This is a genomic window from uncultured Formosa sp. (assembly GCF_947500765.1).
Lineage (GTDB): Bacteria > Bacteroidota > Bacteroidia > Flavobacteriales > Flavobacteriaceae > Formosa.
Genome location: NZ_CANMTH010000005.1, coordinates 76176 through 89679, shown reverse-complemented (window position 1 = coordinate 89679; position 13504 = coordinate 76176). Strand labels below are relative to the sequence as shown.

Sequence of the window (13504 nt, the reverse complement as noted above, 5' to 3'; positions counted from 1 at the left end):
GTATTAAAATGAAAGTGAAATTCCGCCTGTTATCGTTCTAGAAATGGGGTATCTACCAACATCTAAACCAATACCTCCAACTTCTGGATCCATACCACTATATTTAGTAATTGTGAAAACATTATCTGCAGAAACAAATACTCTTAAAGACGATCCTTTCATAGATTTAGGCATAATATCTCCAGCAAACGTATAGCCTAGATTTATATTCTTAAGTCTTAAATAATCTCCATCTTCTAAATACCAACTAGAATTAGTACTAAAATTCTGATTATCATCTGTTGAAGATACGATTGGAATTTCTGAACCTGTATTCGTTTCAGACCAAGCATTTAGTACTCTATTATCTAAATTGTAACCCTGTAAAGATGCGCTATAGGTAGATAATTTATAACCATTAAATACTTTAGATCCCGATACACCTTGAAACATCAACCCCAAATCAAAACCTTTATAATCGAAATTGAAATTGAAAGCATAAGTAAAATCTGGTTGATAAGACCCCATATACACTCGGTCGTCAGAATCTATAGTACCGTCGTTATTAGTGTCTTCAAATTTTAAATCTCCAGCTTGTGCGTTAGGCTGTATTAATTCTCCATTATGAGTATAAGCATTTACTTCGTCTTGACTTTGAAAAACGTTTAAATAAGGAATTAAGTTGTAAGAAAAAAGTTCTTGCCCCACAGCAGATCTGTATGGATAAAGTGTACTTCTTACATCTGACGTATATCCGTTACCAGCATCGTCTTCTACATAATCAATACCAACTTCATTATAACCTTCTAAATTAACAAGTTCGTTATCTACAAAACTCATGTTACCTCTAAAGTTCATACCAACTTCACCAATCTGTGTATTATACCCTAAACTCACTTCAAAACCTGTGTTTTTAAGTTCGCCACCGTTTACTTTAGCAGCATCTGTACCTTGATGAGAATCTTCTAAACCGTCGAAAATCATATTTTTAGTTGTTTTCTGAAAATAATCCATAGTTACTGAAACATGGTTATCAAACAACGAGGCATCAAAACCAACATCAATAGATTCTGATGTTTCCCATTCTAAATTTGGATTAGATTGTTGTCCTTCGTAAGTTGCAGAGGTATCATTTTGAGGATCTCCGTTTTCATCACCTAAAATTACAGTCGTTGTACTTAACGGTACATTAAACGCATAAGCTCCTAAAGCATTTACGTTACCAACTTGTCCCCATGAGGCTCTAAATTTAAGATCGTCAATCCAACTCACTTTAAAGAACTCTTCCTTACTAATTCTCCAACCTACAGAAGCAGATGAAAAGATACCGTCTTGATTATTTTCGGCTAGTTTAGAAGTTTCGTCTCGTCTAACACTACCACTTACATAATATTTATTATCATAATTATACATAAGTCTACCAATCATTGAAGACAAAGCAACCTCGCTAGCATCTGTATAAATATCTGATAGTTGATCTGCATTTTCCATATATTGATTGTAAGGTTCTTCACTGCTGAAACCTTCGCCATCTAAACGGAAGTACTCATAGTCTTCATAATATGCAGAATTAATAGCTGTTACTTCTAAATTATGAAATCCGAAAGTTTTTTTATAAGACAATTGATTATCCCAAATCCAACGATTAGTTTTTGTATAGCGCTGTGTTAAGTAATTTTGGGTGTCTTGTCTACCTAAACCCAATCTTGCTGGAGTAAAAGCCTTATATTCTGAATGATTATTATTTATACTATATGTTGATCTAAAACTAAATCCATCTAAAATTTCGTATTCTAAAAAGGCATTAGCTTGTAAAAAGTTAGCTGGTTGATCTACTGTTGGAGCCAGTAATAATTCCATTGGATTATACACATCTCCATAAGCACCTGCAAAATTTGAATATTCATCTGGGACAACCCCATTAAAACCACCTTCGTCGTTATATATAGGTGTTGCGGAAGGCATATAAATCGCATTCATAATCACACCAGAATAACTACTACTTGTATTTACACCATTAGAGTTTCTTAAACTATACCCCACATTGGCACCCACTTTTATTTTATCAGTTATATCGTAATCAGTTTTTAATCTAAAAGTATATCTATCCGACTCTGTTCCAACAAGTACGCCCTCAGATTTATTGTAACCAAAAGATGTCGCATAGCTTGCTTTTTCAGACGCACCACTAACATTTGCACTAATATTATAGATTGCTGCTGTTCTAAAAATAGCATCCATATAATCTGTACGTGTTACTGCTCCCCAAGGATTTATTTCTGAATCGAAAGCTGACGGCGCTGTCGTGCCCCCGTTATCCGCTGCTAAGTTATAAACAGCATTTTGCTGTTCTGCATTTAAAGATTTTGGTAAATTAGTAGCTGTGCTAATCCCTCCAAAATAATCAAGTTTAACTTTAGGTTTCCCTAGTTTTCCTGTTTTTGTTTGAATAACAATAACCCCACTTTGTGCTTGAGCTCCATATATAGAAGCTGAAGCAGCATCTTTTAAAATGGATACAGACTCAATGGTATTAGGATTAATATTTTCTAAAGCACCATAATACGGAGAACCATCTACAACAATTAATGGGTTAGAAGCATTTATAGAGGATAGACCTCTGATGTTGATTGTAGCACTACTTGAGGGATCACCACCTTGTTGTAAAACATTAACTCCAGCGGCATTACCTTGCATAAAATCAGATAGCGACTTAATAGGGCGTTTTGCAATCTCCTCAATGCCTTCTAAGGTCGCAATGGCAGATGTTGCATCTCCCTTTTTAGTAGAACCATATCCAATAAGTAAAACCTCATCCAACTCACTTGCTCCTTCAATAAGAGTTACATCTAAAGTTTGGCTGCCTTTAAACTCAATTTCCGAAGTGTTATATCCTAAGTATGAGAATACCAAAACACCTGTATCTACAGGTAAATTTAATTCGTAATTACCATCAAAATCTGATATAATATAATGAGTAGAATCAGATTTAAGTACAATAGATACTCCAGGAAGCGACATCCCATCTACGTCAGAATTGACATTTCCTTTAATAATAGTCTGTGCATTACCCGAAACAAAGGCAAATATTAATAGACTAAAACATAAATACATTTTTTTCATGTGTTTGCTTTTTTTTAGTTTGGTTTCAAATCTATCTCACTGCTATTAAAACGACGGTAGAATTGTTTCGTTTAAGGGGTGTAAATGTTTCAAAAGAGCTCCATAATCCTTGTAAAACGGGGTGTAAATGTTTCATTAAAACTATGGTAACATTGGCTTGATCGCGTGGTAACATTCCGCAGTATAAAAACAGATACTTAATAAGTTCATACCTGATAATAAAATCAATTATTTTGAAGATAAAAAAGTCTTTTAAAGTTAAACACAACCTAAAGCCATAAATAAAAGGCACATTAAATATGTATTAAAATGAATACTAATACATAATGAGATTGTAAATAGAAGGTGCTTTTAAAATGATGAAACCTAAACAGAAGAATCCTTAAAGATTAGTTTCTCCTGTATTTTGAGTTCTATATTGACTTGGAGTACAGCCGTAACGTTTTTTAAACTGTTTACTAAAATATTTTGGTTCGTTGTAACCACATTCGTAACCAATTTCAGAAATATTTAAATTCGTATTTAGCAATAAATATTCAGCCTTTTGCATACGCAGATCTAGTAATACAGCTAAAGGTGGTTGCCCAAAAACGTCGTTAAATAATCGATATCCTTTAATTTTAGAGACACCTAATAACGTATTCATCTTATCTATGTTGAATGTTGAATCGCTTAAGTGTTCTTTGATAAGTTTTACCGCTTTTTGGGCCAATTTTTCACCAGTATTATAGTATAATTCTTCTTTGGAAGCATCAACTAACTGAAGCTGTTTATCTGCTTTTACTTGAAGTTCGATAAGTTTATTCATTTTTTTTCGAATCAATTCTTGTCCAATAGGAAACTGAATAAAATCATCAACACCAAGTTCTAATATCTCTTCCTGTAAAAAATAATCTATCTGTTCTGAAATAAAAAGAATAGGAATGTTAGCCATTTTTTTATCCTTCTTTAACTGTTTAAAAAAACGGACTAAGTCATCTGACACCACATGATTATATATAACTAACAAATTTACTTTTAATCGCTTTAGGGCAGAAATTAAAGCTCCAATTTCGTTCTCGAAAACCAGTTGATATTTATCTTCATCTAACAACATTTTTGATACAAATGTTTCTTCTGTTTCATCTGAAAGTACTAAAACTGCACGCTTTCCTTCTTTAAGAATTAAATCATCTAAATGCTCTAACTGGATATGTTCATTAACAACAGTTTCTGTAGCAATAATATGCAAGGGTATTTTTATTTCTATACTAATAGCTTCAGAAAAGATGACCTGACACTCCCCTTTAAGCTGAGATACTAGAACATCTACCGCTTTGTAATATGGACTAAATTTTACAGCTGAAGAAAAATCACTGACTAAGAGTTTACTGTTAGAGTCTATGTTTGCATATAAATAATCTTCAGTAAGATGATAAGTCACTTTTAAAGTCGATCCCTTTTCTGAATATTTAAGCACATCATTAAATATATATTTAAAAATGAATCGAAAAGCTAGCACATTAATTTTAACCCAAATATCTGTAACCTTAGTATTACACTCTAAAACAACCTCACGTTTTTGCGTAAATTCTTCTAAATATTCTATAATGGGTTTTAGAAGATTCTGTAATTTATAAGCTACGGGTTCTAATGTTGCTAGGTGCTTAACATCTCCGAGATATTCCCATTCTGAAATAAGATTTGACAATTTTACAGACTGCAATTTTAGTTCTTTAGCAATAGAGGTCTCTTCTACTGAACTAGATATTTCCATAATATGCGCAATGGGTGTCTTAAAATTTTTAAGAACAAACGCTTTAAATTTTTCTTTTTCAAAATCTGAACTTTTTAATGCATTATGTAATTCTAAAAGTTCTCTCTTACGCTCTTCTAAATAATTATTTTTTTGATCTAATTCGCGGTTAGCAAACTCTAAAGCGGATTTTTGTTTCTCAACTTGAATTGTACGTTCTGCAATCATTTTCTTCAATTCTTGCTGATATTTTCTTGATTTACGATACTTAATCCGTGTATAGAAAATGATAAGACCAATAACGATTAGTATAACGAGTATAAAAAATTGCCAACTCAAATAATAAGGTTTATTGATAAGAATATCAATACTCTTTTCAGTATCTGACATTGAATTTTTTACTTTTAAACGGTATGTGCCAAAAGGTATTTTTTTATAAATAATACTTCCATTACCATCATAAATATTCCAAACCTCATCATAACCTTCAAGTTGATAGAGTATCTGATTATTAGAATTATTTACATAAGAAACAGCATCAATCTGGACTTGAATAGTGTTGTCTTTATAATTTTTTTCTACTAGGTTATTAGACAGATCTCCATCAATACTAACTTTTAAAATTGGCAATTGAGTAGAGAAATACATGTTTTGAGGTAAGAAATAATCAAGACCATTAACGCCTCCAAAAAACAAAACCCCTTTGTCATCTTGAAAAGCTGCCCCTTCAGAAAATTCAGCATTTCGCCATCCTTCAGTTGTATCAAAAGCATGAACGCTATAGGTTTTCATATCGATAGCAGCTCCTCCTTTAGTAGTACTTATCCATACTTTATCTTTATCTATAAACATACCATAAACCATATGGCTAGGCAAACCGTTTTCTTCGGTAATTGAAGCAACGACAGCTTTTGATATAGGATTATAAATAGTAATTCCACCAAGACTTCCTACCCATACAAAACCAGTTTGGGTATCTGTTATTAAGCTATAACAACTATCGCCTAGTAGGCCATCCTTTTTATTTAATTGATTGACAATAGTTCCTTTTTCTAATGAAAAAAAGATAACTCCACTATGTTCTGTAGCTATAACGAGTTCGTTTTTTGAAGCCGTAATCTTTCTTATATGAAAATCATTTAAAGCACCTTTACCTTTAAAGTATTCAAACACTTTGGTCCTTAAATTGAATTTTGCTAATCCCCCCCAACATCCAATCCATATATTTTGGTTCGTATCCTCTGTCAGGGCATAGATTCTGTTATTAGGTAACCCCTCATACACTTGAGAACTATAATAAGTAGTTGTTCCATTATAAACACGAATTAAACCCGCATAAGTTCCTACCCAAACACCACCTTCGGAATCTGTAAATAGGCTTCTAATTCGTTTCCAATCCAGATTATCTTTTGCTTTATCAATTACAAATTCAACAAAGCAACCTTCAGATTCATCAAAATAAAATAAGCCTTGAGTATAATACCCAAGCCATAGATCGTTTTTTCGATCTTTAGTTATGGCACGAATCGCTTCGTTTGGTAAATGCGGATATAAAATTGGATGCGGATAAAATCCTTTGATATCATTTGAACCTTGGTACACTTTACTTAATCCACCATCTTTATGAGCTAACCAAATATTACCAAAAACATCTTCATAAATAGCATCTATTTCATTGCTAGAAAAACTATAAGGATCATAAGAATCATGGGTATAATGTTCTATGTGTTCATTTCTAATATTATTCGAATTATTTGGCACAACATACAATCCTTTAAAACGGACTGCAAACCAAAGATTTCCCCGACTATCTTTAAAAAAACAACTAATATCTTCTTCTGAAACAATTCCTTTTAATATAGCTGAATATTTTTCAAGATTTTCAACCTCTGGAATATCTTTTTTAGATATAGTTTCTTGACCAAATTTAGTTAATTGTAAATACTCACCAGATTTTAAACGTACAATTGGAAATTTGTTTTTTTCAAAATACCGTTCTAGTATAGGTTCTTTAAAATCAAGTGTTTTAAATGTTCCGTCTTCATTATAAAAAGATAACTGATATTGTTCAGTTAAGATCCAAATGGTACCATCGGGATCCATATGTACACGGTCAATATCATTAGCAGGAATACTTCTACTATTTCCTTTTTCGTGCTTATATACCGTAAAACTATTTCCATCATAAACATTAAGTCCGTCCCAAGTTCCTATCCAGAGTTTTCCATCTCGATCGTTTGCAATATCAGACACTGAATTGTTTGACAAACCATCTTGAGTAGTCAAGGTTTTAAATTTTAAATCTTGTGCACGAAGTGATAATTGACTGCTAAACGATAAAAACAAAAGAAAAGCAAAGACAAGTGGTTTATCAAAAAAAGTCATAAATAACGGGAACGTTAGGTACTATAAAGCGAAAAATAAAATTATTGTTGCAAAATAATCCTTTTATAACATTACAATTTTAAATACAGCAACTACAAATATATAGTCCATATATAAAGAGGATCTTTCTATTGGGTAAAATAATTGTTATCATTTTTTAATTATAAAAAAGAGAGTATTACCAGTTACGATATTAATATTGCATTTACTAGTTTGATGACCTGTTTATTATTTTAAGTAGACTTGACACCCCTCGAACTTACTATTGTTTTTATTACACTAAGATTTTAGTGTATTTCTATTTCAGAACAACACACTTTCTTAAGTTTTCTAAAAAGGACACCCCACAATTAAGTATCACCTGTGAAATTGTTAAAGCGAAAAAGCCGAAAATTGAAAAAAAATTGCCAAGAAAAAATACTGCCATATTACATTTTTAGACAATAGTATTGGTTTCGATCCAGAATACAGTAATAATATGTTTGAAGTATTTCAACTTTTACACGGCATAGAACAATAGAATGATACGGGTATAGGCTTTGCTATTGTTAAAAAATTATCATAATGTATAATTGCAGCCACTGGAACGTTAGGGAAAGGCGCTAGCTTTGACATTTATATACCTGCCTAAAACCGATTATTTATAGTATTGCCATACCTATTGGTATAAATAAGCAACATTTACTTCTTAAAAAAACACGTATATTTTATGATGTAATGGATTGAGTTAATAATTCGCATCATATGGATTAAATAGGAAATTTAATTCGTTTTAGATTTGTAATGTAACAAACAATATATGTGTGTTATTTTAATTTAAAAACTTGAATTATGAGAAGTATACTTTGGTTAGTAGCAGTGATATGTATTATCGGTTGGATTTTAGGTTTCTTTGGTTTTATCGCAGGATTAGCGACAGGGAGTTTAATACATATTCTTTTAGTGATTGCAGTAATAGCAATTTTATATAACATTATAGCGGGAAGACGCCCTTAAAAATCAATAGCTATGTTTCAGGAACACTTGTTAATTTATTTGGCTGATGATGATAAAACTGACCGTATGTTTTTCCAAGAGGCTTTGGATACTATCCTTTCTGATATAGACGTCATTAGTTTTGATAATGGGGTGACCTTAATAGACAATTTGTTAAATGAAAACAAACCGCTTCCTCAAGCCATATATTTAGATTTAAATATGCCATTAATGAATGGCATAGAGTGTATAAGAGACATTAAAAACGAAATAAAACTTCAAGACATTCCTATTTTTATTTACTCCAACACTATTAATAGTTCTGTGATAGATCAATTGCAAAAACATGGAGCGAATCTCTATTTAGTGAAACCAAACTCCTTCGACAGATTGGTGTCAATACTATGTCAAAGTCTGGATTATTTAGAGTCTTTTATCAATAAAGAAGTAGTTCACGAAAAATTTATTATAAATAATTAATTAAATAGGCTCTAAACCTTTTGTAAAATCTCAAAAAATAATATGAATTCAATTATAGTTTTATTACATACGTTTTAGCGATAAATTAAACTCCAAAATTTTAAAAATTGAAGTTTTCAAAACATAATATACAAGCATTGTCAGGAGGTCTTATTGCTACAATTACAGTTGGTTTTGGAGCATTTATAATAGGATCTGTAAGTGGCTATGAAGCCCAACAACTAATCAGAGCTTCTTTATCAGGTATTAATAGCTTATGTAACACCGTAGTTCTAGCTTCTGCAACTATTTTAGCTTTATTACTTACGTTATTAAGTGTGAGTTCGAACACCAAATCGAAACTTACAGACGATCATTACAAACACATACTAACCATAGCTAAGACAGATACCATAGTACTTGTTACCTCTATGATTATTTTTCAATTATTTAATATCCCAATTGCAGAAGCAGACAATGTTCCTCCATCATGGTTTACCCTTGTTTATTATATAAGTTTAGGGCTTTCTGCTATTATAAGTGGTGGTTTAATTGTCGTAGTACTAATGCTTTATTATACGGTTTCTAGTATTATAAAAATTGTAGGCTTAGGTATTAATGACCATCCCCTTATTCATAAAGAAAAAAAAGAAACTGACAATCAATAATTTTATAATTGCACTTCAAGAACGATAACGGACCGTCTTCATCCAATATATAGTTTAAAAGCCTAATCGAAATTTATAATAACAATATTATTATTTATTTTTAATACACACGCAATAGTTATAGAACTACCATACACATTTTCTGATCTTAAATTATTAATGAAAAAAAATCCCCTCAAAATATGAAGGGGTTCCATTTAATTAGATAAAAATATTATTTTTTTTGAAGCTTCTATAGACAGCTTTCTAAAATCTTTCATTAGTTTAGTTATTTAATATGAAATTATACAATCCGTAGCTGAACAGATTTAACTATAGGTTGTTTTAAAACACATTTTTCTTATCGATCCAAAACGTTTTTTAGGCGCCCAATATCCTTACTAATTTTCTTCTCAACAACCCTAGCATATCTTTGTGTAGTTGAAAGTGTGGTATGGCCCAATAATTTTGATATTGTTTCAATAAGGACTCCATTGGAAAGCATGACAGTTGTAGCAAAAGTATGACGAGCTACATGAAATGTTAAGTATTTTCTTATTCTACAAACATCTGTTAGTTCTTTTAAATAAGCATTTAGTTTCTGATTAGAAATTCTAGGAAAAATAGTTTGCTTCACCTCTACCTCGGGATGAGTTTCATATTTATTTATGATAGGCTATAATATCAGTCAAAGCTTGTCTAGATTCATTCCCACCTAAAAAATGAGATTTAATGAGACTGGATGTTATTAACTTATTATCTTGTTTTAACTTTTAATATATCTTAAAAAATTCTGCACTAACTTGCTTTAAATAATCATTGAGTAATTGAGATTCCTCACTCAAGCCATTTACACGGCTTTTGTTCGAATCCCAATCCAAAATATTTACTTTTCGTTTTAAGGAGAGTTCTGCGCGTTTACCATTAACTGTGATACGAGCGTAAAGAGGCACTTTTCCGTTTTTGGTTATAGCTTGCTTTACCCAGAACAATACACTGAAGGTGGGTTGTGTTTGCATAGTTGTCGTCTTTAAATTAAACTTGAGTTCAGACGAAAGTCAAATCAACTATTACTATACACGTATTTTAAAGCTAATCGGTTCACAGTTTTAAGATTAAAAAACTGTGAACCGAATTGTGAACCGATTAGATTGATATGATATCTATTTAAATGAATGGCCAAAAACAATAAAACCTTGTAAATCATACGATTTACAAGGTTTTGATTCAATTTAAAATTGATTATTGTCGGGGTGGCAGGATTCCTAAACAAACCCCAATACAATGTGTTTCAGCATATTAAAATAAAATAATCATAATAGGACACTCTATAGGACATATTTAAATGAGTTTTTGACATTCACTTATCAAATTTAATCAAAATACTATATTTTAGACTGTTCCAACTCAAAATGGAGTAAATTATCAATAAAAATTTTTATATCTAAAAACATATAATGAAGTCCTTAGCTGAATTTGTGAAACACCGGCAAAAAGAGGTTAATCTCACTCAAGAAAAATATGCAGAACGCGCTGGTGTAGCGTAAACAGTATTTCGTAAAATAGAGCAAGGAAAAACCAATCTGAATATGAACAAGGTTAATCTTGTTTTAGCTATGATTGATCATGAATTAGCACCAGTTAAAAGAAAAATGATGAATGATGAGGTAATGTAATGTATATTACAAAGAATATTTAGCAGGAACTATTAATGAAACCGGTGAAGGTGATTATGTGTTTCAATACAATGCTACTTATATAGAAACTTTCCCTTTTGGCTTCATTACATTTACAATACCTGTTAGAGATGAATCTCATATCGATAACAGACTTTTCCTTTTCTTTGAAGATTTAATATCTGAAAGATGGCTACTTGCTATCGCTGCTAAAAATTGAAAAATCAATAGCAATGATCGTATGGGATTATTATTGGCCTGTTGTCAAAATTGCATCGGAGCCGTAAGTATTATTCCAAAAAATAATAGGTGTCTATATTCCTATAAACCTCTTGAAAACGATGCAGATTTTCACCAAAAGTGTTCTATGATTTTTTTTAGAACTCCAACACCTCCGGTAATCCCTTATACTATTGATCAAATGTATGAGCTTGCCAAAAGTGTTCTAGAACGCAGTGTTGCTATTCCTGGGGTACAACCTAAATTATCTATGTCTTGATAAAAAAACTCAAGAACATTCAGGTGCAAGGTTGACCGTAGTAGGTGCCTTAGGAGGGTAGTATATTTTCAAACCTCCATCCCTACACTTTCGTGAAATGCCCGAGAACGAACATGTTACTATGAGGATTGCAGAAGCTTTTGGAATACGTATCGTCCTATCAAGTTTGATAAGGTTGGTTTCCGGAGAGCTCTCTTATGTTACCAAGCGTATTGATAGTACAGAAAATGGAGAAAAAATCCATATGCTAGATATGTTTCAAATAACAGAAACTTTTGACAAGTATAAAAGTTCTATGGAAAAAGTTGGAAAAGCATTGGATAGTTACTCTAATAATACCCTGTTAGATAAAATCTTCTATTTTGAATTGGCTGTCTTGAGTTTTCTAACAGGAAACAACGATATGCATTTGAAAAATTTCTCTATGATAGAAAGTCCATCAGTGTGGATATTAGCTCCAGCTCACGATTTATTAAACGTCACTATTGTGCTTCCCGAGGATACTGAAGAATTAGTACTTACTCTTGAAGGCAAAAAGCGAAAACTAAAAAAAATTCATTTTGAACATTTAGGAGTAAGTCTTGAATTAACCAATAAACAAAGACAAGGTGTCTTGAAACGAGATATGAACAACTCCATTGAGAATTTGTACCTTCTCCTTACCAAATCTACGATTTCCCTTATCGTTAATTGGATTTTAATCCTCAATTTTGTATGTAAAAGCATAGTTATCAAAATTCAATCTAGTTTAAAACGGCAGTCTTGGGACACTAGTATAAAGCATTATTACAGATTAGGCTTAGAGGAATATATTCCTGAATATTTAACAAATAATATCCCAAGTTCTAATATTTCTCGATGGAAACAAGAACCTGAAAGCAAATATAAAGGTTTCGAATTTTCTGAGTTTATCAATAAAGAAATTGAATTTATTAAACGTTTTAACCAAACTGTAAAAATTAAAACTGTAATCGAATGTTATTTTAAACTCTCCGATACCTTAAACCATATTACCTCTAAAGCTAAAGGCTTTAAATCGCTTATTAAAAACAACATGGAATTGGTCGTTAATACTGTAGAATCTGTAAAACATACAGTACCAGTAAATAAAGCGTTAAAACTTTTCAATATCTCTAGAAGTTCTTTTGAAAACTACAAAACCATACTTATTCATAAATGTGAAGCCTTTTATTATAAATGGTGCTTCAGAAAAATGCCGAATCAACTCTTGGCAAACGAAGTACGTACCATTAAAAACTATATGAAAAATGATACTTTTAGATTCTGGTCAAAATCTTCAATTTACCTAAAAGCCATTAGAGATGACGTCTTAACCTGTGGCCTGTCCACTTTTTATAAATACTGTAATCTATTAGGTTTTACTGGTAACAATATCATTACAAAGCCTAATAACTATACCCCACTTAAAACTACAAAAACCGAATGAAGTTTGGTGTACGGATGTAACTATTTTTAGAAGCCTTAACGGTGTAAAACATTATATCCATATTTTAATGGATCAGTTTTCTAAAATGGTTTTGGGATATCAAATTGAAAAGCACAGTTCAGGAAAGACCATAAGACATCTATTACAAAATGCTTACCTAAAACACAAACCAAAACTCACCTTATTTTTAACCGATGGAGGTTCTGAAAATATAAACACCTATGTTAGTTCCGTTATCTATGCCTCCAGTGGAAACCTTAAACATAAAATAGCACAACGAGATGTCAGGTTTTCTAATTCTATGATTGAAGCTTTTAATAAAGTGCTGAAATATCAATTTCTATATCCTATACCTATTAACTCAAGGACTAAGCTTGAAACTGTGCTTAATCATGTTATAGAGACATACAATCTACAACGACCACAACTAACCTTGAACGGAAACACACCTTTTGAAGTTTATAATGGCTCCCCTATTGATTTTAGCACATATTCTGATAAATTTAAAGCTCAAATACAGTACAGGATAGCTCAAAAAAGAAATATTTCTTGTAAAATATGTCTATAAAATCAAGAAAT

The 13504-nt window shown here is 31.5% G+C and carries 10 protein-coding genes and 1 pseudogene; 7 read left to right on the top strand and 4 right to left on the bottom strand.

Features of this window, described 5'->3' with window-relative positions; translation table 11 throughout:
- Positions 1 to 3 precede the first annotated feature (3 nt).
- Both Q1B05_RS10980 and Q1B05_RS10975 read right to left on the bottom strand, forming a co-directional pair.
- Positions 4 to 3102: a TonB-dependent receptor gene (locus Q1B05_RS10980; protein ID WP_299780598.1), complete on the bottom strand. Its 3099-nt coding sequence runs from the start codon at positions 3100 to 3102 to the stop codon at positions 4 to 6.
- 382 nt (positions 3103 to 3484) lie between these two features.
- Entirely contained in the window at positions 3485 to 7222 is a 3738-nt protein-coding gene (locus Q1B05_RS10975; RefSeq protein ID WP_299780596.1) for a two-component regulator propeller domain-containing protein, read from the bottom strand.
- Between the two features lie 831 nt (positions 7223 to 8053).
- Between Q1B05_RS10975 and Q1B05_RS10970 the strand changes: the two genes are divergently transcribed.
- The 3 genes from Q1B05_RS10970 to Q1B05_RS10960 all read left to right on the top strand — a co-directional run bounded on the left by Q1B05_RS10970 (position 8054) and on the right by Q1B05_RS10960 (position 9324).
- Complete coding sequence (locus Q1B05_RS10970) at positions 8054 to 8218, top strand: lmo0937 family membrane protein (protein ID WP_299780594.1); 165 nt, start codon at positions 8054 to 8056, stop codon at positions 8216 to 8218.
- Positions 8219 to 8230: 12 nt separating this feature from the next.
- The gene (locus Q1B05_RS10965; protein WP_299780592.1) at positions 8231 to 8677 is read left to right on the top strand and encodes a response regulator; all 447 of its coding nucleotides are present in this window, start codon (positions 8231 to 8233) and stop codon (positions 8675 to 8677) included.
- Between the two features lie 107 nt (positions 8678 to 8784).
- On the top strand, positions 8785 to 9324 hold the full coding sequence (locus tag Q1B05_RS10960) for a hypothetical protein (protein ID WP_299780590.1): 540 nt from the start codon (positions 8785 to 8787) through the stop codon (positions 9322 to 9324).
- Between the two features lie 340 nt (positions 9325 to 9664).
- Here Q1B05_RS10960 and Q1B05_RS18730 read toward each other — a convergent pair whose 3' ends face one another.
- Both Q1B05_RS18730 and Q1B05_RS18725 read right to left on the bottom strand, forming a co-directional pair.
- Positions 9665 to 9940: a tyrosine-type recombinase/integrase gene (locus Q1B05_RS18730; RefSeq protein ID WP_366944366.1), complete on the bottom strand. Its 276-nt coding sequence runs from the start codon at positions 9938 to 9940 to the stop codon at positions 9665 to 9667.
- A 136-nt stretch (positions 9941 to 10076) separates the two neighbouring features.
- Positions 10077 to 10322 (bottom strand): Arm DNA-binding domain-containing protein, encoded by a 246-nt coding sequence (locus tag Q1B05_RS18725; RefSeq protein WP_366944365.1) that lies wholly within the window; start codon positions 10320 to 10322, stop codon positions 10077 to 10079.
- A 667-nt stretch (positions 10323 to 10989) separates the two neighbouring features.
- Between Q1B05_RS18725 and Q1B05_RS10945 the strand changes: the two are divergent.
- The 4 genes and pseudogenes from Q1B05_RS10945 to Q1B05_RS10930 all read left to right on the top strand — a co-directional run.
- Positions 10990 to 11199 (top strand): annotated as a pseudogene (locus tag Q1B05_RS10945) (HipA N-terminal domain-containing protein); the annotation flags it as partial.
- 147 nt (positions 11200 to 11346) lie between these two features.
- Entirely contained in the window at positions 11347 to 11478 is a 132-nt protein-coding gene (locus tag Q1B05_RS10940; RefSeq protein WP_299780588.1) for a hypothetical protein, read from the top strand.
- Positions 11479 to 11575: 97 nt separating this feature from the next.
- The gene (locus tag Q1B05_RS10935) at positions 11576 to 12925 is read left to right on the top strand and encodes a HipA domain-containing protein (protein WP_299780587.1); all 1350 of its coding nucleotides are present in this window, start codon (positions 11576 to 11578) and stop codon (positions 12923 to 12925) included.
- Positions 12861 to 13493, top strand: coding sequence for a DDE-type integrase/transposase/recombinase (locus Q1B05_RS10930; protein WP_366944372.1), 633 nt, complete (start codon positions 12861 to 12863; stop codon positions 13491 to 13493). Before Q1B05_RS10935 ends, Q1B05_RS10930 begins: the two co-directional genes overlap by 65 nt.
- Positions 13494 to 13504 lie beyond the last annotated feature (11 nt).